At 62.9% G+C, this 24,257-nt stretch carries 22 protein-coding genes and 2 tRNA genes; 17 read left to right on the top strand and 7 right to left on the bottom strand.

All coding sequences use genetic code 11. The features are described 5' to 3' along the window. Positions 1–10 precede the first annotated feature (10 nt). Positions 11–325: a YhbY family RNA-binding protein gene (locus OEJ36_RS10570; protein WP_263401487.1), complete on the bottom strand. Its 315-nt coding sequence runs from the start codon at positions 323–325 to the stop codon at positions 11–13. A 579-nt stretch (positions 326–904) separates the two neighbouring features. Between OEJ36_RS10570 and ftsH the strand changes: the two genes are divergently transcribed. The 17 genes from ftsH to OEJ36_RS10485 all read left to right on the top strand — a co-directional run bounded on the left by ftsH (position 905) and on the right by OEJ36_RS10485 (position 17,570). Then, entirely contained in the window at positions 905–2,821 is a 1,917-nt protein-coding gene (ftsH, locus tag OEJ36_RS10565; RefSeq protein WP_021222234.1) for an ATP-dependent zinc metalloprotease FtsH, read from the top strand. A gap of 9 nt (positions 2,822–2,830) precedes the next feature. Continuing rightward, positions 2,831–3,682, top strand: coding sequence for a dihydropteroate synthase (gene folP / locus OEJ36_RS10560; RefSeq protein WP_263401486.1), 852 nt, complete (start codon positions 2,831–2,833; stop codon positions 3,680–3,682). Positions 3,683–3,698: 16 nt separating this feature from the next. Continuing rightward, positions 3,699–5,042: a phosphoglucosamine mutase gene (glmM, locus tag OEJ36_RS10555; RefSeq protein ID WP_263401485.1), complete on the top strand. Its 1,344-nt coding sequence runs from the start codon at positions 3,699–3,701 to the stop codon at positions 5,040–5,042. 65 nt (positions 5,043–5,107) lie between these two features. Further along, complete coding sequence (tpiA, locus tag OEJ36_RS10550) at positions 5,108–5,863, top strand: triose-phosphate isomerase (protein ID WP_263401484.1); 756 nt, start codon at positions 5,108–5,110, stop codon at positions 5,861–5,863. A gap of 4 nt (positions 5,864–5,867) precedes the next feature. Next, positions 5,868–6,251 (top strand): preprotein translocase subunit SecG, encoded by a 384-nt coding sequence (secG, locus tag OEJ36_RS10545; RefSeq protein WP_021222238.1) that lies wholly within the window; start codon positions 5,868–5,870, stop codon positions 6,249–6,251. A gap of 13 nt (positions 6,252–6,264) precedes the next feature. Further along, positions 6,265–6,350 (top strand) — tRNA-Leu (locus OEJ36_RS10540). A 100-nt stretch (positions 6,351–6,450) separates the two neighbouring features. Next, positions 6,451–6,527, top strand: a tRNA-Met gene (locus OEJ36_RS10535). 129 nt (positions 6,528–6,656) lie between these two features. After that, positions 6,657–7,115, top strand: a complete 459-nt coding sequence (gene rimP, locus OEJ36_RS10530; RefSeq protein ID WP_021217901.1) for a ribosome maturation factor RimP — start codon at positions 6,657–6,659, stop codon at positions 7,113–7,115. 47 nt (positions 7,116–7,162) lie between these two features. After that, positions 7,163–8,644, top strand: a complete 1,482-nt coding sequence (nusA, locus tag OEJ36_RS10525) for a transcription termination factor NusA (RefSeq protein WP_021217900.1) — start codon at positions 7,163–7,165, stop codon at positions 8,642–8,644. Positions 8,645–8,671: 27 nt separating this feature from the next. Beyond that, entirely contained in the window at positions 8,672–11,197 is a 2,526-nt protein-coding gene (gene infB / locus OEJ36_RS10520) for a translation initiation factor IF-2 (RefSeq protein WP_263401483.1), read from the top strand. Positions 11,198–11,305: 108 nt separating this feature from the next. Next, positions 11,306–11,695, top strand: coding sequence for a 30S ribosome-binding factor RbfA (gene rbfA, locus OEJ36_RS10515; protein ID WP_263401482.1), 390 nt, complete (start codon positions 11,306–11,308; stop codon positions 11,693–11,695). 2 nt (positions 11,696–11,697) lie between these two features. Then, positions 11,698–12,615 (top strand): tRNA pseudouridine(55) synthase TruB, encoded by a 918-nt coding sequence (gene truB, locus OEJ36_RS10510; protein WP_263401481.1) that lies wholly within the window; start codon positions 11,698–11,700, stop codon positions 12,613–12,615. A gap of 92 nt (positions 12,616–12,707) precedes the next feature. Beyond that, complete coding sequence (gene rpsO / locus OEJ36_RS10505) at positions 12,708–12,977, top strand: 30S ribosomal protein S15 (RefSeq protein ID WP_021217896.1); 270 nt, start codon at positions 12,708–12,710, stop codon at positions 12,975–12,977. A 163-nt stretch (positions 12,978–13,140) separates the two neighbouring features. Continuing rightward, entirely contained in the window at positions 13,141–15,249 is a 2,109-nt protein-coding gene (gene pnp, locus OEJ36_RS10500) for a polyribonucleotide nucleotidyltransferase (protein WP_021217895.1), read from the top strand. A 97-nt stretch (positions 15,250–15,346) separates the two neighbouring features. Next, entirely contained in the window at positions 15,347–16,759 is a 1,413-nt protein-coding gene (locus tag OEJ36_RS10495) for a hypothetical protein (RefSeq protein ID WP_263401480.1), read from the top strand. Positions 16,760–16,960: 201 nt separating this feature from the next. Then, positions 16,961–17,314, top strand: coding sequence for a BON domain-containing protein (locus OEJ36_RS10490; protein WP_263401479.1), 354 nt, complete (start codon positions 16,961–16,963; stop codon positions 17,312–17,314). Positions 17,315–17,372: 58 nt separating this feature from the next. After that, complete coding sequence (locus OEJ36_RS10485; protein ID WP_021217892.1) at positions 17,373–17,570, top strand: CsbD family protein; 198 nt, start codon at positions 17,373–17,375, stop codon at positions 17,568–17,570. 105 nt (positions 17,571–17,675) lie between these two features. On the opposite strand, the gene OEJ36_RS10480 is transcribed toward OEJ36_RS10485, so the two are convergent. The 6 genes from OEJ36_RS10480 to OEJ36_RS10455 all read right to left on the bottom strand — a co-directional run. Next, entirely contained in the window at positions 17,676–19,130 is a 1,455-nt protein-coding gene (locus tag OEJ36_RS10480; protein ID WP_263401478.1) for a rhomboid family intramembrane serine protease, read from the bottom strand. Positions 19,131–19,167: 37 nt separating this feature from the next. After that, positions 19,168–19,464 (bottom strand): DUF2845 domain-containing protein, encoded by a 297-nt coding sequence (locus OEJ36_RS10475; protein WP_263401477.1) that lies wholly within the window; start codon positions 19,462–19,464, stop codon positions 19,168–19,170. 61 nt (positions 19,465–19,525) lie between these two features. Further along, positions 19,526–19,834: a DUF2845 domain-containing protein gene (locus tag OEJ36_RS10470; protein ID WP_411860991.1), complete on the bottom strand. Its 309-nt coding sequence runs from the start codon at positions 19,832–19,834 to the stop codon at positions 19,526–19,528. Between the two features lie 141 nt (positions 19,835–19,975). Next, on the bottom strand, positions 19,976–22,927 hold the full coding sequence (locus OEJ36_RS10465) for a DUF748 domain-containing protein (RefSeq protein ID WP_263401476.1): 2,952 nt from the start codon (positions 22,925–22,927) through the stop codon (positions 19,976–19,978). Positions 22,928–23,027: 100 nt separating this feature from the next. Continuing rightward, the gene (locus tag OEJ36_RS10460) at positions 23,028–24,047 is read right to left on the bottom strand and encodes a class I SAM-dependent rRNA methyltransferase (RefSeq protein WP_263401475.1); all 1,020 of its coding nucleotides are present in this window, start codon (positions 24,045–24,047) and stop codon (positions 23,028–23,030) included. A gap of 115 nt (positions 24,048–24,162) precedes the next feature. Then, the coding region (locus OEJ36_RS10455; protein WP_263401601.1) for a hypothetical protein at positions 24,163–24,257 on the bottom strand (95 nt) is incomplete at its 5' end.

Below are 24,257 nucleotides of genomic sequence, written 5' to 3'. Positions count from 1 at the left end.
GCCTGGGCTATCAGAGCCCGCTGTAGCGGCTGATATTGGAGAGGTTGCGGTTCGGCTTGGGGTTGCGGCGATAGACCAGCGCCATCTTGCCGATGACCTGGACCAGCTCGCATTTTCCAGTGCTGCAGAGCTCTTCGATCAGCGCGCGGCGATCGTCACGCTCGGTGATGCGGAACTGCACTTTGATCAGCTCGTGATCGTTGAGTGCGCGATCCAGCTCGGCGAGCACGCCTTCGGTCAAACCATTTTCAGCCACGATCAATACCGGTTTCAGGTGGTGGCCGATAGATTTGTATTGCTTCTTGTGCTCCTGAGAGAGCGCCATAATCAGACCCCTGCGAAAAAAGGCTGCCAGTTTACCCGAGTGACTTCGGGGCGCACAGCCGAATGCGAGTCTCCTGTGGCCCGCTCCAAGACTAGTCAGCGTTGGCTGAAAGAGCATTTTGCTGGTTTGGGACGTCTCCACTGAAGGTGTGGCTTTCCCGGGAGCCCCGGGTTGGAGGGAAAGTCTCCGGCGGGCCTTGTGATTTTCGTTATGGCCCCAATATCGGGTGCAGGGTCGTGGCGCTGCGCTTCAAGCGTATCTGTCTCGGCTCCACCTATAGGTGTTGAGGTGTTTGGCGGTGAGTGGGCGCGTAGGCAGCTTTTGCCGCGTCGGCGTCCCAGTGAGCAATAGGTGCTCGCGCGCGGCTTTTGCGGGGAATAGACTGCAACGGTCGGCCTGTTTTTCGGTCTCAATGCACGGGCTCGGGTGTGTGACGAGCGCCATGGCTTCATAAAGGGTTACAGACGGCGCCTGCCAGGGGTGGGGGTTGTATAGTAAGTTAGGCCGGTTGATAACCAGCCGTCATGCGGGGCGCGTCCCAGGACGGGATCTGCTCCAGAGGGTAGCTAATTGAACGATATGGCAAAGAATCTCATCCTGTGGCTGATCATCGCCGCCGTGCTGGTCACGGTGATGAACAACTTCTCCAGCCCGAGCGAACCGCAGACGCTGAACTATTCCGACTTCATCGGTCAGGTGAAGGAAGGCAAGGTCGAGCGTGTGACGGTCGACGGCTTCGTCATTACCGGTAAGCGGAATGACGGCGACTCCTTCAAGACCATTCGTCCGGCTATCCAGGATGGCGGGCTGATCGGCGACCTGATCGACAACAACGTGATCATCGAAGGCAAGCAGCCCGAGCAGCAGAGCATCTGGACCCAGTTGCTCGTTGCCAGCTTCCCGATCCTGGTGATCATCGCGGTATTCATGTTCTTCATGCGGCAGATGCAGGGCGGCTCAGGCGGCCGCGGCGGCCCCATGAGCTTCGGCAAGAGCAAGGCGCGCCTGCTCTCGGAAGACCAGGTGAAAACCACCCTGGCCGACGTCGCGGGCTGCGACGAAGCCAAGGAAGAAGTGGGTGAGCTGGTCGAGTTCCTGCGTGACCCGGGCAAGTTCCAGCGCCTGGGTGGCCGTATCCCCCGCGGCGTGCTGATGGTCGGCCCGCCCGGTACTGGTAAGACCCTGTTGGCCAAGGCCATTGCGGGTGAAGCCAAGGTTCCGTTCTTCACCATCTCCGGTTCCGACTTCGTCGAGATGTTCGTCGGCGTGGGCGCGTCCCGTGTCCGCGACATGTTCGATCAGGCCAAGAAGCATGCTCCCTGCATCATCTTCATCGACGAGATCGACGCAGTCGGTCGTCATCGTGGTGCCGGCCTGGGTGGCGGTCATGACGAGCGCGAGCAGACCCTCAACCAGCTGCTGGTAGAGATGGACGGCTTCGAGATGAACGACGGCATCATCGTGATCGCCGCGACCAACCGCCCGGACGTACTGGACCCGGCACTGCTGCGCCCGGGCCGCTTCGACCGTCAGGTGGTGGTTGGCTTGCCGGACATCCGTGGCCGCGAGCAGATTCTCAAAGTACACATGCGCAAAGTGCCGATGGGCGATGACGTCGATGCTGGTGTAATCGCTCGTGGTACTCCCGGTTTCTCCGGCGCTGACCTGGCCAACCTGGTCAACGAGGCCTCGCTCTTCGCTGCGCGCGTCAACAAGCGCATCGTCGAGATGAAGGAATTCGAGCTGGCCAAGGACAAGATCATGATGGGCGCCGAGCGCAAATCCATGGTCATGTCCGAGAAAGAGAAGCTCAACACTGCTTATCACGAGGCGGGCCACGCCATCGTCGGGCGCGTGGTTCCCGAGCATGACCCGGTCTACAAGGTTTCCATTATCCCGCGCGGCCGCGCCCTGGGTGTGACCATGTTCCTCCCGGAGGAGGATCGCTACAGTCTCTCCAAGCGTGCGCTGATCAGCCAGGTTTGCTCGCTGTTCGGTGGTCGTATCGCCGAGGAGATGACCCTGGGCTTCGATGGTGTGACCACGGGGGCCTCCAACGACATCATGCGCGCCACCCAGATCGCCAAGAACATGGTGACCAAGTGGGGCCTGTCCGAGAAACTCGGCCCGCTGATGTATGCGGAAGAAGAAGGTGAAGTCTTCCTCGGCCGTAGCGCGGGTGGCCAGCACTCCAGTGTGTCGGCGCAGACCGCGCAACTGATCGACCAGGAAGTGCGCAGCATCATCGACCACTGCTACGCCACGGCGAAGCAGATTCTCGTGGAGAACCGCGACAAGCTGGACATGATGGCGGAGGCGTTGATGAAGTTCGAAACCATCGATGCCGAGCAGATCGACGACATCATGGCAGGTCGTCCGGCTCGTGAGCCCAAGGATTGGGAGGGTGGCCCGGGTGCCTCCTCCGGCAAGCCTGCTCCCCGTGAGGAAGCGCCGCGTCCGGAGAACCCGATCGGCGGCCCTGCTGGCGAACACTAAGGTTCCTAGATGAGCTCCACGCAGTACCTGACCCGGTTGCCTTGCGGCAACCGGGTTCTTGATTTGAGCCGCCCGCACGTGATGGGCATCCTCAATGTCACCCCTGACTCCTTCTCCGACGGCGGGCGCTTCAGCCAGCGCGATGCGGCGCTACGCCACGCTGCCGAAATGGTGGCGGCCGGTGCTACGCTCATCGATGTGGGTGGCGAGTCGACTCGGCCGGGCGCACGGGCGGTATCGCCGTCCGAGGAGCTGGAGCGTGTCGCGCCCGTGGTGGAAGCGATTGCTCGCGAGCTGGACGTGGTGGTTTCCCTGGATACCTCCACGCCAGCAGTCATGCGGGAGGGCGCGCGGCTTGGCGCTGGCCTGATCAATGATGTGCGTTCGCTGCAGCGCGACGGAGCGCTGGATGCGGCGGCCGATACCGGCCTGCCGATTTGCCTCATGCACATGTTGGGCGAGCCGGGCACTATGCAGCAGAACCCTCAGTATCGTGACGTGACCGGCGAGGTGGGTGAGTTCCTTGCTGCGCGCGTAGCGGCCTGTGCGGCGGTGGGTATCCCTGCTGAGCGCATCGTGCTGGACCCGGGTTTCGGCTTCGCCAAAACCTTTGAACACAACCTGAGCCTGTTCAGGCACCTCGAAGAGTTGCTGAGGCTCGGGCGCCCCCTGCTCGTCGGCGTTTCGCGCAAGAGCATGGTTGGGCAGGCGCTGGGTCGAGATGTCGACCAGCGGCTTTACGGCAGTCTGGCCTTGGCCGCCCTGGCGGTGACCAAGGGTGCATGCATCCTGCGGGTGCATGATGTGGCCGAGACTGTCGATGTCGTACGTATGATCGCCGCGGTAAATTCGGCGGAATAAGAAACACGGAGCATTCATGAGCAGAAAGTATTTCGGCACCGATGGTATTCGTGGCCATGTTGGTCAGTTCCCCATCACCCCTGATTTCATGCTCAAGCTTGGCTGGGCGGCGGGCATGGCATTCCGCAAGCAAGGCAAGTGCCGCATCCTGGTGGGCAAGGACACCCGTATTTCCGGGTACATGTTCGAATCGGCCCTGGAGGCCGGTCTTTCGGCTGCCGGTGCGGACGTCATGCTGCTGGGGCCGATGCCGACTCCGGCTATCGCCTACCTGACCCGCACCTTCCTGGCTGAGGCGGGGATCGTTATCAGTGCGTCGCACAACCCTCACAACGACAACGGCATCAAGTTCTTCTCCGGGCAGGGTGTGAAGCTCTCTGACGAAGTCGAGCTGATGATCGAAGAGCTGCTCGACCAGCCCATGGTGGTGGTCGAGTCGGCCAATCTCGGCAAGGTTTCGCGCATCAACGATGCTGCCGGCCGCTACATCGAGTTCTGCAAGAGTACGGTGCCCATGAGCACCGACCTGGCCGGCCTCAAGATCGTTGTGGACTGCGCACACGGCGCTACCTACAAGGTCGCCCCCAGCGTCTTCCGCGAGCTCGGCGGCAACGTTTCGGTACTGGCTGCCCAGCCGAACGGCCTGAACATCAATGACAAATGTGGCTCGACGCACATGGAGTCGCTGCAGGCCGAAGTGGTGGCCCAGCATGCCGATATCGGCATTGCCTTCGATGGCGATGGCGACCGCGTGCTGATGGTCGACCATACCGGCGCTGTTGTGGATGGCGACGAACTGCTGTTCATCATCGCTCGTGACCTGCATGAGCGAGGCAAGCTCCAGGGTGGCGGTGTGGTCGGAACCCTGATGAGCAACCTCGGGCTCGAGCTGGCCCTGGGTGAGCTGGGTGTGCCCTTCACGCGGGCCAAGGTCGGCGATCGCTATGTCATCGCGGACATGCAGGAGCGCGGTTGGAGCCTGGGCGGCGAGAATTCGGGGCATATCCTCTGCAGTCATTTCACCACGACAGGGGACGCCCTGATTGCCGCGCTTCAGGTGCTGCTGGCGCTTCAGCGTCGTGGTCAGTCGCTGGCGGAGGCTCGTCAGGGGATGCGCAAATGCCCGCAGGTGCTGCTGAACGTGCGCTTCGCTGGTGGTGATATCGATCCGGTCGAGCACCCGGCGGTGAAGGATGCCTGCGCTCGTGTCACCGAGAAGATGGCGGGGCGTGGGCGGGTGCTGCTGCGCAAGTCTGGTACCGAGCCGCTGGTCCGCGTGATGGTCGAGGGTGATGATGAAAAAGAGGTCCGTGGCTACGCGGAAGAGCTGGTTAAAGTCGTAACCGAGGTATGTGCTTGATTTCTCTTGCTACTTCAAAAAACCTTGGGTAACATCTGCGCCCACTTTGATCGACGAGGTAAAGCATGCGTCGCCCCCTGGTAGCTGGTAACTGGAAAATGCACGGTACCCGCGCCAGCGTCGCAGAGCTGATCAAAGGGCTTCGTCAATTGGCATTGAATGCTGGTGTCGAAGTCGCGGTATTCCCGCCCTGTCTGTACATCAATCAGGTGATGCAAGGCCTGGATGGCAAGTCGATTGCCGTCGGTGCGCAGAATTGTGCAGTCGAACCCGTTCAGGGTGCGCTGACAGGTGAGGTTGCTGCGAGTCAGCTGGCTGATGCTGGTTGCACCCTGGTTCTCGTTGGTCACTCCGAGCGCCGCCTGATTCTTGGTGAGCGTGACGAAGTGGTTAGTCGCAAGTTCGCTGCGGCTCAGTCTTGTGGTCTTGTTCCGGTGCTATGCGTCGGTGAGACCCAAGAGCAGCGTGAAGCGGGCAAGACTCTTGAGGTTGTCGGGCGTCAGCTCGGTAGCGTGATCGAAGAGCTTGGTGTGGGAGCATTCGCGAAAGCGGTGATCGCATACGAGCCGGTCTGGGCTATCGGTACAGGGCTCACGGCAACTCCGCAGCAAGCGCAAGAAGTGCATGCTGCAATACGGGCGCAACTGGCGGCGGAAAATGCCGAGGTGGCGCGCGGTGTAAGGATTCTTTATGGCGGCAGCGTCAAGGCGGCCAGTGCGGCCGAGTTGTTCGGCATGCCGGATATCGACGGGGGGCTTGTTGGTGGCGCCTCCCTGAATGCGGATGAGTTCGGTGCGATCTGTCGCGCCGCAGGAAGCTGACGAGATGCTGGAAACTGTCGTTATCGTGGTTCACCTGCTCGGCGCCCTTGGTGTCGTTGCTCTGGTGCTGCTGCAGCAAGGTAAGGGTGCGGATGCTGGTGCCTCGTTCGGTGCTGGAGCTTCGGGTACCGTTTTCGGTAGTCAAGGTTCTGCTACCTTTCTGAGTCGAGTTACTGGTATACTCGCCGCGGTTTTTTTCATAACCAGCCTGGGCTTAGCATTCTTCGCTAAAGAAAAGGCTGAAGCTCTGAGTCACGTAGGTCTGCCGGATCCGGCCGTTCTCGAGGTTCAGCAGCAAAAGCCGGCAGCTGACGATGTGCCGGTGCTCGAAGAGCAAAAGCCTGCTGAAAGCGCAGGTGATGTACCTCAGGCTCCAGAGCAGAAGTAAAAAGGCAAGTTTTGCCGAGGTGGTGGAATTGGTAGACACGCTACCTTGAGGTGGTAGTGGCCATAGGCTGTAGGGGTTCGAGTCCCCTCCTCGGTACCATACAATGCAAGAAAGCCCGCTGCATGCGGGCTTTTTTGCTGGCGGAGTGTTCGGTTGACCGTTAAGGCGCGTAGGCCGTATACTTCCGCCCCAGCTTTGACGCGGGGTGGAGCAGCTTGGTAGCTCGTCGGGCTCATAACCCGAAGGTCGTTGGTTCAAATCCAACCCCCGCAACCAGTAGTAGCGGAGCCCCTTTTTAGGGGCTTTTTGCTAGCTGGACAGTTAACCAACGGCTTCTGGCCGACTGGTTCGAATGGATGGGCGTTTCGCCCATTTTTTATTTGCACAGCATGCGAGGGCAATCAGGTGTCGAGCAAGCTAGAACAGTTGCAGGCCTTGCTGGCCCCGGTAGTCGAGGCCCTTGGCTATCAATGCTGGGGTGTCGAGTTCCTGTCCCAAGGGCGGCATTCGCTGCTGCGGGTATATATCGATCATGAGAACGGCATCCAGGTCGACGACTGCGAGAAAGTCAGTCGTCAGGTCAGTGGTGTTCTCGACGTGGAAGATCCCATCGCCAGTGAGTACACCCTCGAGGTGTCTTCGCCCGGCATGGATCGACCACTGTTCACTCTTGAGCAGTTCGCGGCGCACGCTGGCGAACTGGTGAAGATCAAGTTGCGCTCTCCCTACGATGGGCGACGCAATTTCCAGGGGCTCCTCCGCGGGGTGGAGGAACAGGATGTGGTGGTTCTTGTTGAGGATCACGAGTACCTGCTGCCGATCGATCTGATCGACAAGGCCAACATCATTCCCCGTTTTGACTGAGACGCGGATCCCGCGGATCCAATGGATTGCGAAAGGCGAGGCGTACGATGAGCAAAGAAGTACTGCTGGTTGTTGAGTCGGTATCCAACGAAAAAGGCGTACCGGCTGGCGTGATCTTCGAGGCACTGGAGCTGGCACTGGCCACTGCTACCAAGAAACGCTTCGAAGAAGAGGTCGAGCTGCGTGTGGAGATCAATCGCCACACCGGTAGCTATGACACCTACCGTCGCTGGGCGGTCGTCGAAGAAGACGATCAGGTAAACCCTGCGGCCGAACTGACCGTCGAAGAAGCCCAGGAAAAACAACCTGGTGCCAAGGTCGGTGATTTCGTCGAAGAAAAGATCGAATCCATCGAGTTCGGCCGTATCGCTGCACAGACCGCCAAGCAGGTGATCGTGCAGAAGGTTCGCGAAGCCGAGCGTGCCCAAGTGGTCGAAGCCTATCGCGAGAAGCTGGGCGACATCATTTCCGGCACCGTGAAGAAGGTCACCCGCGACAACGTGATCGTCGACCTGGGTAACAACGCCGAGGCGTTGCTGGCCCGCGAAGACATCATCTCCCGTGAGACCTTCCGCGTAGGCGCTCGTGTTCGCGCGCTGCTGAAAGAGATCCGCACCGAGAATCGTGGCCCTCAGCTGATCCTGTCGCGCACTGCGCCGCAGATGCTGATCGAGCTGTTCCGCATCGAAGTGCCGGAAATCGCCGAAGAGCTGATCGAAGTGATGGCCGCGTCCCGTGACCCGGGTTCCCGCGCCAAGATCGCCGTTCGCTCCAAGGACAAACGTATCGACCCGCAAGGCGCCTGCATCGGCATGCGCGGTTCGCGCGTCCAGGCCGTCTCCGGCGAACTGGGTGGCGAGCGTGTCGACATCGTCCTGTGGGATGACAACCCCGCTCAGTTCGTGATCAACGCCATGGCTCCGGCCGAAGTGGCCGCGATCATCGTCGACGAAGATGCCCATGCCATGGACATCGCCGTAGGCGAAGACAACCTGGCCCAGGCCATCGGCCGTGGCGGTCAGAACGTGCGCCTGGCGAGCCAGCTGACCGGCTGGACCCTGAACGTGATGACCGAGGCCGACATCCAGGCCAAGCAGCAGGCTGAGACCGGCGACATCATGCAGGCCTTCGTCGACGAGCTGGAAGTCGATGAAGAGCTGGCCCAGGTACTGGTCGAGGAAGGCTTCACCAGCCTCGAAGAGATCGCCTACGTACCGATGGAAGAGATGCTGAGCATCGACGGCTTCGACGAAGACATCGTCAACGAGCTGCGTGCCCGCGCCAAGGATCGCCTGTTGACCAAGGCTATCGCCACTGAAGAAAAACTGGCTGACGCTCAGCCGGCGGACGACCTGCTTGCTCTCGAAGGCATGGACAAAGAGCTGGCTGTTGAGCTGGCAGTACGTGGCGTAGTCAACCGCGAAGACCTGGCCGAGCAGTCTATCGACGACCTGCTCGACATCGACGGCATGGACGAAGAGCGTGCCGGCAAGCTGATCATGGCCGCCCGAGCCCATTGGTTCGAGTAAGCAGTCGCGGCCTGAGGAGAGAAGTGCATGACGCAAGTCACGGTGAAAGAACTGGCCCAAGTGGTCGACACACCGGTGGAACGCCTGCTGTTGCAGATGCGTGAGGCAGGGTTGCCGCACACCAGCGCCGAACAAGTTGTGACTGACAATGAGAAACAAGCGCTGCTGGCGCATCTCAAGGGCAGTCACGGCGAGCGGCTGGAAGAGCCCCGCAAGATCACCTTGCAGCGCAAGACCACCACTACGCTGAGAGTTGCCGGTAGCAAGACCATCAGTGTTGAAGTACGTAAGAAGAAGACTTACGTGAAGCGCAGCCCCGACGAGATCGAGGCCGAGAAGAAGCGCGAGCTCGAAGAGCAGCGCGCTGCCGAAGAAGCTGCACGCCTGAAGACCGAGGAAGAGGCCAAGCGCCGCTCCGAGGAGGAGGCCCGTCGCCAAGCCGATGCCCGTGCTCTCGAAGCCGCTCGTGGTGGCGAAGCTGGCGCGCCTGCTGCCGCTGCTGTCGGCGAAGCTGCCGCACCGGCTGCCACTGCGAACGCCGCCGCCGCTCCTGCTGGCGCCGACGATCGCAAGAAGGAAGAGCCGCGTCGCCCTGAAAAGGCCCGCGACGAAGACGAGCGCCGCGATCGCAAGCACACGCAGCACCGCCCTTCGGTCAAAGAGAAGGAAAAGGTTCCCGCCCCGCGCGTGGCACCTCGCAGCACCGACGAGGAAAGCGATGGCTACCGTCGTGGTGGTCGTGGCAAATCCAAGCTCAAGAAGCGCAACCAGCACGGGTTCCAGAGCCCGACAGGACCGATTGTGCGTGATGTGAATATCGGCGAGACCATCACTGTGGCCGAACTGGCCGCTCAGATGGCCGTCAAGGGCGCAGAGATCGTCAAGTTCATGTTCAAGATGGGCACCCCGGTGACCATCAACCAGGTGCTGGACCAGGAAACTGGCCAGCTGATCGCGGAAGAGTTCGGCCACAAGGTCAAGCTCGTCAGCGAGAACGCGCTGGAAGAACAACTGGCCGAATCCCTGAAGTTCGAAGGTGAGGCCATTCACCGTGCGCCGGTCGTGACCGTAATGGGCCACGTCGACCACGGTAAAACCTCGCTGCTCGACTACATCCGTCGTGCCAAGGTGGCTGCTGGCGAAGCCGGCGGCATCACTCAGCACATCGGCGCCTACCACGTCGAAACCGACCGCGGCATGGTCACCTTCCTCGACACCCCCGGCCACGCTGCGTTCACCGCAATGCGTGCTCGTGGTGCCAAGGCGACCGACATCGTCATCCTCGTGGTGGCAGCGGACGACGGCGTGATGCCGCAGACCGAAGAAGCCGTACAGCACGCGAAAGCGGCTGGCGTGCCGATCGTGGTCGCGGTGAACAAGATCGACAAGCCCGAAGCTGACCTCGACCGCATCAAGAACGACCTCGCCGGTCGCGACGTGATCCCGGAAGAGTGGGGCGGCGACACCCAGTTCGTACCCGTCTCGGCGAAAGTCGGTACCGGTGTAGACGAGCTGCTGGAAGCCGTGCTGCTGCAGGCTGAAGTCCTGGAACTCAAAGCCACTCCGTCGGCCCCTGGCCGTGGTGTCGTGGTCGAGTCCCGCCTGGACAAGGGCCGTGGCCCGGTGGCTACCGTTCTGGTTCAGGACGGTACCCTGCGCCAGGGCGACATGGTTCTCTGCGGCGTCAACTTCGGTCGCGTCCGTGCCATGCTCGACGAGAACGGCAAGCCCATCAAGGAAGCCGGCCCCTCGATCCCGGTCGAGATCCTCGGCCTGGACGGCACCCCGGATGCGGGTGACGAGCTGACCGTGATCGGCGACGAGAAGAAGGCCCGTGAAGTGGCCCTGTTCCGTCAAGGCAAGTTCCGCGAGGTCAAGCTGGCCCGCGCGCATGCCGGCAAGCTGGAAAACATCTTCGAGAACATGGGCCAGGACGAGAAGAAGACGCTCAACATCGTCCTCAAGTCCGACGTTCGTGGTTCGCTGGAGGCCCTGCAGGGCGCGCTGGCGGATCTCGGCAACGACGAAGTCCAGGTGCGTGTGGTCGGTGGCGGCGTCGGTGGTATCACCGAGAGCGACGCCAACCTGGCGCTGGCCTCCAACGCCGTATTGTTCGGCTTCAACGTGCGTGCCGATGCGGGCGCCCGGAAGATCGTCGAGCAGGAAGGTCTGGACCTGCGCTACTACAACATCATCTACGACATCATCGAAGACGTTAAGAAAGCACTGTCCGGCATGCTCGGCAGCGACGTCCGGGAGAACATCCTGGGTATCGCCGAAGTGCGCGACGTGTTCCGCTCGCCGAAGTTCGGCGCGGTCGCAGGCTGCATGGTTACCGAGGGCATGGTCCACCGTAACCGTCCGATCCGCGTACTGCGTGACGACGTGGTGATCTTCGAAGGCGAACTGGAATCCCTGCGCCGCTTCAAGGACGACGTGTCCGAGGTGCGTGCCGGCATGGAGTGCGGTATCGGCGTGAAGAGCTACAACGACGTCAAGGTCGGCGACAAGATCGAAGTGTTCGAGAAGGTCCAAGTGGCTCGCAGCCTCTAAGCGCGAGCTGCAATACGCAACGCCCGGTCCAGCTTCCGCTCGGCCGGGCGTTTGCCGCTTTTGAACCCTGTGGTTTCTGGCCCCGGGGGAGAGTGCAGGTAGCAGGAAATGGCAAAAGAATACAGCCGTACCCAACGTATCGGGGATCAGATGCAGCGTGAGCTGGCCTCGCTGATCCAACGTGAAATCAAAGACCCGCGTCTTGGCCTGGTGACCATCACCGGCTGCGACGTGGCCCGTGACCTGTCCCACGCCAAGGTGTTCATCACCGTGATGGGGCAGGACGACAACCCCGAGGCCATCAAGCAGAACACCGCCATCCTCAACGATGCCGCCGGGTTCCTGCGCATGCAGCTGGGTCGCGCGATGAAGCTGCGTACCGTGCCGCAGTTGCACTTCAACTACGACGCCAGCATCCGTCGTGGTGTCGAGCTGTCGGCGCTGATCGAGCGCGCCGTGGCCGAGGATCGCAAGCACCAGGACGACGGCGAGGAATAACCGTGGCCCAGGTGAAACGCATCCGCCGCAACGTCAGCGGCATTCTGATCCTCGACAAGCCTCGCGGCATGAGCTCCAACCAGGCCCTGCAGAAGGTGCGCTGGCTGCTCAATGCCGAGAAGGCCGGCCATACCGGCAGCCTCGATCCCCTGGCCACCGGCGTGCTGCCGCTGTGCTTCGGCGAGGCGACCAAGTTCTCCCAGTACCTGCTGGATGCCGACAAGGGCTACGAGACCCTGGCGCAGCTGGGCGTCACCACCACCACGGGCGATGCCGAGGGCGAGATTCTCGAGCGCCGTGAGGTGACCGTCGGTCGTGCCGATATCGAAGCGCGTCTCGACGACTTCCGTGGCGAAATCAAGCAGATACCGCCCATGTACTCGGCCCTGAAGAAAGACGGGCAGCCGCTGTACAAGCTGGCGCGTGCGGGCGAGGTAGTGGAGCGCGAAGCGCGTTCTGTTACTATTGCGCGCCTGGAATTGCTGGCCTTCGAGTCCGCCCAGGCGAGGCTCGCCGTGGCCTGCAGCAAAGGCACCTACATTCGCACGCTGGTCGAAGACCTCGGGCAGGTGCTGGGTTGCGGTGGCCATGTGGCGGAACTGCGCCGCACTCAGGCAGGCCCCTTCGTCCTGGCCCAGGCGATCACCCTGGAAGCACTGGAAAAGGCCCATGCCGAAGGTGGCAACGAGGCGCTGGACCAGTTCCTGCTGCCGGAAGACAGCGGCCTGGAACACTGGCCCCTGATCCAGTTGAGCGAACACAGTGCCTATTACTGGTTGCATGGCCAACCGGTAAGGGCTCCCGAAGCGCCGAAGTTCGGCATGCTGCGGGTGCAGGATCACAACGGTCGTTTCATCGGTATCGGTGAAGTGAGCGATGACGGGCGCGTAGCGCCGCGTCGACTGATTCGGTCGGAATGACCGATTCGAGGGTGGCTGTTAATAGGCACGGTCACTCCTCCTTTTAAAACACGGGACAAGTTCCCGGCCTATTACCTCAGAGGAAGCCCATCATGGCACTGAGCGTTACTGAGAAAGCCCAGATCGTTAACGAGTACAAGCAAGCTGAAGGCGACACCGGTTCTCCGGAAGTGCAAGTTGCACTGCTGACCGCCAACATCAACAAGCTGCAGGATCACTTCAAGGCCAACGGCAAAGACCACCACTCCCGTCGTGGTCTGATCCGCATGGTCAACCAGCGCCGCAAGCTGCTGGACTACCTGAAGGGTAAGGACACCACTCGTTACAGCACCCTGATCGGTCGTCTGGGTCTGCGTCGCTAAGACGCACTCAAGCTGGAAGCTGGAAGTCGGGGGTTGGCAGCAAGGCATCGTTCTTGCTCCAGCCTCGGGCTTCCAGCTTCAGGCTTTTTGAGGAAGACGACGGGCCGATTCCCGTGCCTTCCGCAGATTTCCCCCAAAGGCAACTACAGAAGGTAAAGACACCGTGAACCCGGTAATCAAGAAATTCCAGTTCGGTCAGTCGACCGTAACCCTCGAGACTGGCCGTATCGCCCGTCAAGCTTCCGGTGCCGTTCTGGTCACCATGGACCAAGACGTCACCGTACTGGTGACCGTGGTCGGCGCCAAGCAAGCCGACCCGGGCAAGGGCTTCTTCCCGCTGTCCGTCCACTACCAGGAAAAAACCTACGCAGCCGGCCGCATCCCCGGTGGTTTCTTTAAGCGTGAAGGCCGTCCTTCCGAGAAAGAGACCCTGACCTCGCGCCTGATCGACCGTCCGATCCGCCCGCTGTTCCCGGAAGGTTTCCTCAACGAAGTGCAGGTCATCTGCACCGTGGTCTCCACCAACAAGAAGACCGATCCGGACGTCGCCGCGATGATCGGTACTTCCGCTGCCCTGGCCATCTCCGGCATTCCCTTCGCCGGCCCGATCGGCGCTGCTCGCGTGGCCTACCACGAGAGCACCGGCTACCTGCTGAACCCGAACTACGAGCAGCTCAAGGCTTCCAGCCTGGACATGGTCGTTGCCGGTACCCAGGACGCCGTGCTGATGGTTGAATCCGAAGCCCAGGAACTGACCGAAGACCAGATGCTCGGTGGCGTGCTGTTCGCCCACCAGGAATTCCAGGCTGTGATCAACGCCGTCAAGGAATTCGCTGCCGAAGCCGGCAAGCCGACCTGGAACTGGACCGCTCCGGTCGAGAACACCGCTCTGCTCGGCGCCATCAAGGCCGAGTTCGGCGAGGCCATCTCCCAGGCCTACACCATCACCATCAAGCAAGACCGCTACAACCGCCTCGGCGAGCTGCGTGACCAGGTCGTCGCCCGCTTCGCTGGCGAAGAAGCCGGTCAATTCCCGGCCGGTGAAGTCAAGGATGCCTTCGGCCTCCTGGAATACCGCACCGTGCGCGAGAACATCGTCAACGGCAAACCGCGTATCGACGGCCGCGACACCCGCACCGTGCGTCCGCTGAAGATCGAAGTCGGCGTGCTCGACAAGACCCACGGTTCCGCCCTGTTCACCCGTGGCGAAACCCAGGCTCTGGTCGTAGCCACCCTCGGTACCGCCCGTGACGCTCAGCTGCTGGACACCCTGGAAGGCGAGCGCAAAGACGGCTTCATGCTGCACTACAACTTCCCGCCCTTCTCGGTGGGCGAGTGCGGCCGTATGGGCAGCGCCGGCCGTCGCGAGATCGGTCACGGTCGCCTGGCCCGTCGTGGCGTTTCCGCCATGCTGCCGAAGAGCGACGAGTTCCCCTACACCATCCGTGTAGTGTCGGAAATCACCGAATCCAACGGCTCCAGCTCCATGGCTTCCGTCTGCGGCGCCTCCCTGGCTCTGATGGACGCTGGCGTGCCGATGAAGGCACCGGTTGCTGGTATCGCCATGGGCCTGGTCAAGGAAGGTGACAAGTTCGCCGTTCTGACCGACATCCTCGGTGACGAAGACCACCTGGGTGACATGGACTTCAAGGTAGCCGGTACCGCCAAAGGCGTAACCGCGCTGCAGATGGACATCAAGATCAACGGCATCACCGAAGAGATCATGGAGATCGCCCTGGAGCAGGCACTGGAAGCACGCCTGAACATCCTCGGTCAGATGAACCAGATCATCGGTCAGTCCCGTACCGAGCTGTCGGCCAACGCTCCGACCATGATCGCGATGAAGATCGACACCGACAAGATCCGTGACGTCATCGGCAAGGGCGGCGCCACCATCCGCTCTATCTGCGAAGAGACCAAGGCTTCCATCGATATCGAAGACGATGGCAGCGTGAAGATCTTCGGCGAAACCAAGGAAGCTGCCGAAGCTGCGCGTCAGCGCGTATTGGGCATCACCGCGGAAGCCGAGATCGGCAAGGTCTACGTGGGCAAGGTCGAGCGCATCGTCGACTTCGGCGCCTTCGTCAACATCCTCCCGGGCAAAGACGGCCTGGTGCACATCTCGCAAATCAGCGACAAGCGCATCGACAAGGTCACCGACGTCCTGCAGGAAGGCCAGGAAGTGAAGGTACTGGTGCTGGACGTGGACAACCGCGGCCGCATCAAGCTGTCCATGAAAGACGTGGACGCAGCTGAGGCTTCGGGCGTTTGATCCCCGGCTAAGGCAAATGAGAGAGGGCCCCTTGCGGGCCCTCTTTTTTTTCCCGGAAAATGGCGCGCCGCCAGAATCAGCCCAAGGAACCTGGGTCATGGACAAGACCTACTGCAAGTACCACCAGAGCCAACCCGCCACCTGGCATTGCCCGCCCTGCGAGCGCCATTTCGGCGACTGCTGCATTCCGCTCAACGCCGACGAGCCCAACGAATCGCCCACCTGCCCGTTGTGCCGGGCGCCGCTGCATTTCCTCGGCGCGGCCAATACGGCGCAGCCCTTCTGGGAGCGTATCCCCCAGTTCTTCCTCTTTGGCCTGCAGACAGGGCCCCTGACCTTTGCCGGCCTGCTGGCTCTGGCCAGCCTGTTCATGCCGCGCTCGCTGATCCTCTGGATCGTCCTGTTCAGCGTCGCCACCAAGTACTTCCACAGCGTCATCGAGGCCGCCAGCGAAGGCGGGCGCGAGGCCCCAGGGCTGGCCACGGCCTTCGTCGGCGAGGGTTTCTCGCTGTTCATCAAGCAACTGGCGGTGTTCCTCGTCGCCTTCGGCGTGCTCTGGCTCGCCGCCGACTTCCACAGTGAGGCGCTGTTCTGGGTGGTGAACATCGGCCTGTTGCTGCTGATGCCTGCCAGCATCATCCGCCTGGCCCTGAACAAGGAACTGGGGGCGGCGCTGAGCCCTGAGCAGCTGGGCGAGGTGATCAAGGCCATGGGCTGGCGTTACCTCATCCTCTGCATCTTCCTTTTCGCCCTGTGGCAGTCGCCGGACTACGTCACCTACCTGCTCTCCCACGGCCTGCCGCGCGTGGTGCTGTTGCCCATCGCCGCCTTCCTGTTCGGTTATTTCGGCGTGGTGATGTGCGCCATGATGGGCTATGCCGTCTTCCAGTATCAGGGCGCATTGGGCTTTGCCATCGCTGAGGAGGGCGCCCAGGAAGGCCTTCCCGCCGCCGAGTGGCGCCGCCGTCGTGCCCTGGCCGAAGCCGAGGTGCGTATCAAGGAAGGCCAGAGCGGCACGGCCCTGGAAACCCTGACCCAGGCCCTGCAGCGCGACCCTGATGACCTCAAGCTCAATGAGCGTTTCCACCAGTTGCTGTTTGGCCTCAATGAGCGCTCGCGTTGCCTGCGCCATCTCGAGCACTACCTGCCCCTGGCCGCGCGCCTGAATGCTCCGCTGGGGGCCACGGCGCTGCTTAACGCCCGACAATTGCAGGCGGACTACCTGCCGAACGATGCCCAGGTCTGCGAACGCATCGCCGCGGCACTGATCGATCGTCACAAGGTGCGTGAGGGCCTCAGCCTGCTGCGCAACCTGCACCAGCGCTTCCCCGACTATCCCTTCATCCCACGGGCCTACCTGCTGGCCGCGCGCGGCTTCGCCGAGGGCCTGGGGCAGGTCGAACCTGCGCGCAAGTTGCTGGGTTATATCCGCGCGCGTTACCCGGCCTCCCCCCTGCTCGAAGATGTTAGGGCCCTGGAAGCGACCCTCGAACGGCTTGCGACGCCCTGACGGCTTCGATCGTGCAAAGTGCACGTGCCGCTTGGCTGGAAATTGCAATCTGCAAGCAGGCAAGCGGCACGATTTAATTTTAAGTAACTGATTTTATTGAGTTTAATTTTCCTACAAAGCTTGGCACAGGCCTTGCGATATCTACAGTGACTGCAGACAGGACAACGCTGCAGATTATCTGAGAGCACAGGAGAACAACTCATGAAACAGTCTTTCAACAAGTGGACCCTTGCCGCTGTAGCTGCCACCGCTCTGAGCCTGCCCCTGGCCGGCACCGCCTTCGCGGCGCAACCGACCATGCTGGCTGCCAGCGAAACCGTGAACAAGGCTGAAGAGGCCGTTTCCGATACCTGGATCACCAGCAAAGTGAAATCCAGCTTCCTGGCCGACAAGAATCTCAGCGCCCTGGACATCAAGGTCGAAACCAACAAGGGCGTCGTCTCGCTCTCCGGTGTCGTCGCCAGTGATGCCGAGCGTGACCTGGCAGTGACCACCGCCAAGACCATCAAGGGTGTTACCGCGGTATCGGCCGACGGCCTGAAATCCGCCGAGTAACCCTCGCAGCCGGCCGCCCGTGCCTGGGCGGCCCGGCGTGCAACCTAAGGAGAACGCCATGAATTCCGACATCATCAAAGGCAAATGGAAACAGCTCAGCGGCCGACTCAAGGAGCGCTGGGGCAATCTGACCGACGACGATATCGACGTGGCCGAGGGTCACAGCGAATACCTGGTCGGCAAGTTGCAGGAGCGCTATGGCTGGACCAAGGAAAAGGCCCAGGACGAGCTGCGCGATTTCAGCAGCAAGCTCTGATCCACAGGATTCACGAAAAGCCCCGGGCCGCCACCCGGGGCTTTTTGTTGTGGGTGTTCTGCAGGGTGGGTGTCGTGCAGGTTGCCGGGCCGGAGCCCGCGCAGGTCAGCGTGCCAGATGCTGCTGGTACAGCCCCAGTTGGTGGGTCTGTTCGGCGTCGGGAAACGCCTTGCGCAGGTAAGCGCCCAGTTCGGCGACGCCGCGCAGGTCCTGGCGTTGGCCCAGTTGCTTGGCGAGCATCAGGGTCAGGCCGGGCAGCTGTGCCGGCGGCGTGGCCGCACGGCCAAGCACGCGCCATGGCGCCAGCGCCCTCGGCCCTTCGCCGATCTTCAGCAGGCCCTGCAGCAGGTGCAGCTGGATGGCCGGGTGCTGCAGCAGGCGGTACTGCGCATCGCCGGCGTCATCGGCCAGGCGGCACAGCAGGGTGCGGGCGAGCTTTGGGTCGGGCAGGGCGAAGAGCTGCTTGAGCACCGCGCTCATCAGCGGCGCGTCATTGCGCGTCCTGGCAACCGGGTAGAGACGTTCCAGCAGTTCCAGCCGCCCGGGGTAACGGGTGAGCAGGTCCAGCCCACGGGCAGGGACCTGGTCCAGGGCGAAGCGGCCGATGAGCTGGTCCAGTGCCGCCAGTTCGCGTTTGAAAGGCGCGTCCGGGTCTTCCTTGGCCAGGTACTGCTCATCCACCTTCAGCCCGCCCAGGCGACGTGGCAGCCAGGTGCCGATGAAGCCGAAGCCCAGGCCGCCGAGGTGGGCGTAGTAGTTGACGTGGTCGTTGGCCAGAAACAGACCGTAGAGCTCCTTGCCCATCCAGATCGGCAGGATCCACAGCGCCGGCGCCTTGAAGTAGCCGATCATCGGGCCGAGCCAGTAGAAGAAGTTGATCCGCCGCAGCCCGTAGACGCCGATGTACATGCCCATCAGCCCCGCCACTGCGCCCGAGGCGCCGATGCCGGGTACCCAGCCCGGGTCCAGCGCCCACCACAGCAGGTGGGATGCCAAGCCGCTGGCGATGTACAGCGCCAGGTAGGCGCCGCGCCCGAGCGCACGCTCCAGGGCGAAGCCGCAGATGAACAGGAAGATCATGTTGCCCAGCAGGTGATCGAAGCTGCCGTGGAGGAACATCGCCCCGAACAGGCCTTCGACGGTAAAGCGCTTGGGCACGAAGCCGAAGCGGTAGCTGCTGATCTGGTCGCGGGCGGCCTCGGCCGGGGCGCGCGCCTTCTGCCAGGCCGGGTCGGCCTGGTAGGCGGGGGAGCGGTGCAGCTGGTCTTCGAATTCGAGGTCACGCAGCACGTAGCCAGCCAGGTCCTGGCGGCGCGCGGCATCGATGCTACGGCGTTCGTCGGCGTCCAGCTCATGGCGCTGGGCCAGGCTGTCGATGAACAGTGCCCGCTCGCGATTGAGCAGGCCGCCGTCGAGGTAGAGATGCACGGCAGCGTCCGTGCGCGCTTCGTCACCGCCCTGGTAGGCGAGGTAGATCAGCGTGTTGAGGATCACCAGCAACAGGGTGATGACAGGTGGACGTTTCCAATCCAGCGGGTGTTCGGCGGGGAGAATGATCAAGCAGGACGTCCTTGTCGCGGATCGGATTCAGGGTGGGTCAGTTGCGTTTGCTTTCCACCGACGTCAGGCGGCCACCAGTGAAGTCCAGGTAGTAGTACATGCCGTTGACCGGGCCATAGACCCATTCTTCCATCTGCATCTCCTGGCGGCCACTGCGGGTTTCGGAGTAGCCGATGAGGTTGCGGCTGACCGGGTCGCCGCATTTGCGCTGCACCTCGACGGCGCGGTCGCCCTCGCTGACCAGCGCACTGCCACAGCGGAAGGTGGCGGCGGAGGCTTCATGGGCCAGCAGCAGGGTCGGCAGTGCGAGCAGGGAAAGCAGCAGTCTTTTCATGGGTGGGCGCCCTGTCCGGGAAAAATGGGTGGCAGAGCCTAGCACTGCCGGTTCGTGGCTGTCAGTCGCCACGCTTGCTGTCGATCCTGATGAGCTGATTGCCTTCGAAGCGCAGGTACTGGTACATGCCGTTGCGCGGCCCGTAGACCCACTCCTCGACCAATACTTCGCTGGTATAGCCATAGCGGTCGACCTTCTCGCGATAGCCCAGGCTGGCGCGGCTGGCCGGCTCACCACACTTGCGCTGCACCTGCGAGGTGCTATCTCCCTGGCTGATCAGGCCACCCCCTTCGCAACGCAGCGTGGAGGATGCCTGGGCGGCGAAGGCAGCCAGGAGCATAGGCAAGACAAGCAGGGGAACGATCTTCACGAATGCTTCCGTCATTCAGGTTGGGATTTCAGCCTACGCCGCCGAGGCGCGGCTGTCAGCAGGGCCGGGTGCCGCACGAAAACTCGTGCAACACAGCCGCTTGGACAGGTGAAAGAGGGGGAATTCCAGGGGGGCGGGCAGCTATTCGCTGCCCAGTTGCAGGGGCGTGTCGACCTTGCCGTCCGCGTCTGCTTCACCAAGGCTGACATCGAGCATATAGACGCGCTCGTCCTGCAGACCGCCGCGGTCCACCAGGTAATCCTTGATGTTGGCGGCGCGAGCCTGGGCCAGCTGGCGCAACAGCAGCTCGCTCTGCGCCCAGGAGCCGATCACCGCTTCGCGCATCTTCGCCGTGCGTTCCTCGTCGCTGAGGTCCTTCCATTCGGCAGGCGGCTGCTGCTTGAGGCGGGTGCGGTAGATGCCTTCCAGCATTGGCGGCTTCTCGTCTTCCGGCACTTCCAGCTGGGCCGGCTCGGCGGGGACCTTATCGCCGCGGCGCTGGGCGATCTTGTAGTAGGTGCTCTGGTACTCGCGCTCCAGGCGCTGGGCGGCCAGCAGCGGCCCGTCGCTGGACTTGGCGCTCATGCCTTCCACTTCCAGGCGCAGTGCCGGGCGCTCCTTGAGGGCGGCCGAGAGAGTGTCCAGGGTGCGTTGCGCGTCGGCGGACAGCTCGCTGCTGCCGGCGGCGAAGGGCACGTTGCTGAGGTCCTGGTCGCCACCGCCGGAAACCAGCCCGGCGACGAACTTGAAGGGCGCCTGGGCCGCACGCAGCAACAGGTTGCGCAGGGTCTGCCAGACGATGGGGGCGACACTGAACTGCGGGTCCTTGAGGTTGCCGGCCACCGGCAGCTCGATATCGATCTTGCCTTCGGTGTCCTTGAGCAGCGCCACCGCCAGCTTGATGGGCAGGTCCACCGCATCGGGGCTCTCGACCTGCTCACCCAGTTGCAGCTGTTCCAGCACCAGGCGGTTCTGGGCCTTCAGCTGGCCCTTCTCGATCTGGTAGTGCAGGTCGAGGTTGAGGCGACCCTTGCGGATGCGGTAACCGGCGAACTTGCCGGAGTAGGGCGTCAGGGTGGTCAGCTCGACGCGCTTGAAGCTGGTGGCGATGTCCAGGGATTCCAGCGGGTCGAAGGGGGTCAGGCTGCCCTTGATGGTGACCGGCGCATAGCGGTCGACCTTGCCGTTGATGTTGACCGTGGCCGGTGTGCGGGTGCGCGTGTCGAGGGTGCCGATCTCGCCATTGAGCTGCTGGATGGCGGTGGCGAAGTTGGGGGTGAGGCTGAAGTCGGCGAAGTTGGCCGAGCCGTTGCTGATGCTCACTGCGCCGACATGGATATCCAGCGGTTTGCCGGCGGGCTCGGGCTTGGCGTTCGGATCGACGGGCTGCTTGATCACCAGGTCGCTGGCGTTGGTGGTCAGGTCCTCGTTGATGATGAAGCGCGCATAGGGCTGGGTGATGCCGACCTTGTCGATGGAGAGGCTATCGCCGTGGCGATAGGCCAGGCCCTCCACCAGCAACTGCTGCCATTTGACGAAGTCCCGCTCCTTGAGCGTATCCAGGGTGTGCAGCTGGTTGACCAGGGCACGGCCGGTGATGGTCAGGGCCAGCGGTTCGGTGCCGGTGAGGGCGACGTCGAGGTTGCTGTCGAGCATGCCGCTGCGCAGCTCCAGGCGCACGAAGGGCTCCATGTAGGCCTGGGCCACGCGCAGGTCGATATCGCGGGTTTCCACCTGCAGCTTGGCGGTGGTCGGCTTCAGCTGTAGCTGGCCTTCGGCCTTGAGCTTGCCCTGCTTGCCGAGGCCGGTGTCGACGGCGAGCTGGAAGGGCGATTCGCCGAGGCTGTCGAAGTCCTTGAGGTCGAGGTTGAGCGGGCCGACGTCGATCTGCACGGGGCTCTTCGGCACGCGATCGGCCAGGTGCACCTTGTAGCCACGCAGCTGGGTATCGCGCAGCAGCACCTGCCAGGGTTTGCCGGGTTCGTCCTGTTTCGCCTTGGCGTCTGCCTGCTGGGCAGCAGGGGCCTGTTCGGGGGCCTTCTCTTCCTGCTTCGCCGGCTCGGCCTTGGCGTCCTTGGCGGGGGCCTTGGCTTCGCTGGCGAAGAGTTTCTGCCAATCCAGCTGGCCATCGGCTTCGCGGGCGGCCCAGGTTTCCAGGTTCTGGCTGCGGATCTTGCCGACCACCACCTGCTGCTTGGCCAGGTCAAGCGAGCTTTCGCTGACTTCCAGGTTCTCCAGGTTCACCAGCGGGCGCCCGTCCGGGGCCTTGATGGCGAAGGGCGCCACCTTGATCGAGGTCTGTTCCAGTTTCAGTTCGGTGCCCTTGGCCAGGCTCAGGTGGTACTGGGTGGCGAGGCTGATGGTGCCTTTCTCCAATACCAGGGGCACGGCGTCACGCACATAGGGCCAGAAGGCCTTCATATTGCCTTCGGTGACCTTGAGCTCGCCCTTGGAGACGAAGGGCACCAGGCTCAGGCTGCCCTGCCAGTCGATGCGGCCGCCGTGGGGGCCGGTGGCGACCAGCACCATGTCGGTATTGTCGTCGCGAATGGTGCTGAGGTTCTTCAGTTCGAGGTTCAGGGAGTCATAGACGAACTCGATGGCATCGCTCGGACGCAGGTCCTGGAAGTGCAGGCCGCCTTCCACCAGGCGGACGCTGTCGATGCGCACGGGGAAGGGGTCGCTGGCCGGCTCTTCGGCCTTGGGCTCGCTGGGTGGCAGCTGGAACAGCTGGGCCAGGTTGAGCGTGCCGTCCTTGGCGAACAGCACCTCGGTGGTGGATTTCTCCAGCTCCACCTCGGCCAGGTGCAGGGCACCGGTCCACAGGCTGTCCAGCTGCAGGTCGGCGTGCAGGCGCTGGAAGCCGATCTGTTCCTTGTCCGCTTCGCCGATGTGCAGGCCCCAGAGGGTCAGTTCGAGGCTGAAGGGGTTGAGCTGGATGCGTTCGAGCCGGGCGGGGACCTTCGCATACTGGGCCAGTTGCTGGTTGACCACGCGCAGGGCGACCCCGGGGATGATCAGGAAGCCGAGCAGGCTGTACAGAGCGATGACGATCAGCAAGGCGCTGACGGCGCGTTTCAATCCTTTGTGCATGGTGAGGCGTCGACTATCCCGGCGGAGGTGGCTTGGAGTATGGCACGGCCGCAAGGTTCCGACAGACGGTTGCTGATGGTTTCGTAGGGCGGTTCTCGCTTCAGAAATGCAGCGCCAGGGTCTTCAGCGGTGGGCGTCCGTCGAGGGAGGGGAAGTCGCTTGCCGGCAGCAACTGCTCCCATTCCCGCACGGGGCGGCCGAGCTTGCTGGCGCAGCGCAGCACCTGTTCGCGCCAGTCCTCGATATCCACCTTCGCCAGGTTGTTGCAGCAGATCAGCGTGCCGTTCTCGGCGGTGGCCTGGATCGCCGGCTTGAGCAGGCTCTGGTAGTCACGCAACAGGTCCACGGTGCCGAAGGCGCTCTTGGCCCAGGCCGGCGGGTCGAGGAACACCAGGTCGAACTGGCGCTGTTCCAGGCGTGGGTAGCTGGGCAGTTTCTGCCCGTGGCGCCGGGCGATGGTCTGGCCGGCCAGCTGGCGGATGGCGGGGAAATAGTCCGATTGCACGAAACGCATGGGCGCGAATTGCGGGTTGAGCGCGGCATTCTCGCGGCCCACGGCCAGGTTGCCTTCGGCGAAGTCCAGGTTCCACACCTCGCTGGCGCCCCCCGCTGCCGCGGCCAGGCCGACGCCACAGGTGTAGGCGAAGAGGTTGAGCACCGACTTGCCGGCACTGTGGCGCTTGACCCAGCCACGGGCGTTGCGCAGATCGAGGAACAGCAACGGGTCCTGGCCCGGGTGGCGGCCGCGTACGCGGTAGTTCAGGCCCCATTCGTGGCCGACCATGTCGACCAGCGCCTCCGGTTCGGCCTGATACACGGGGTCACGCCGGTCGATGCGCGAGTTGCCCTGGGAGCGGTCGTTGTAGACCAGCAGCAGTGGCTCGCCGAGGCGTTCCTGCACCTGGGTGGTGGCCTGCAGCAGTTCGTCACGCTGCAGCGTCTGGTGGAAGCTCTGCACCAGCAGTTGCGGGCCGTAGCGGTCGATGGTCAGGCCGGAGGCGCCTTCCTGGCTGCCGTGGAACAGGCGGTAGCAGTCGGTGCCTTGCGCATGCAGGTCGGCGAGCAGGGGCTGGCGGGCGTCGAGTGCGGCGCGCAGCGCCAGGGGGAGATCGGAAGGCATGCGCGGCGTCTCGGAGGAAAGGGCGCGCAGTTTAACAAAGCGGGAACGGCTTGGCGCCGAGTGCGGCGAGGCCGGTGTGGGCCTCGCGCAGGGTCTCGATGGCGTCGCGGGTGGCTTAACGCTCGATGGCCAGGGCCACGCCCTGCCCGCCGCCGATGCACAGGGTCGCCAGGCCCTTCTTCGCATCGCGCTTGATCATCTCGTGCAGCA

The organism is Pseudomonas sp. PDM13 (assembly GCF_025685765.1).
GTDB classification, from domain to species: Bacteria; Pseudomonadota; Gammaproteobacteria; order Pseudomonadales; family Pseudomonadaceae; genus Metapseudomonas; species Metapseudomonas solani.
This window is presented reverse-complemented; position numbering and strand designations above follow the sequence as displayed.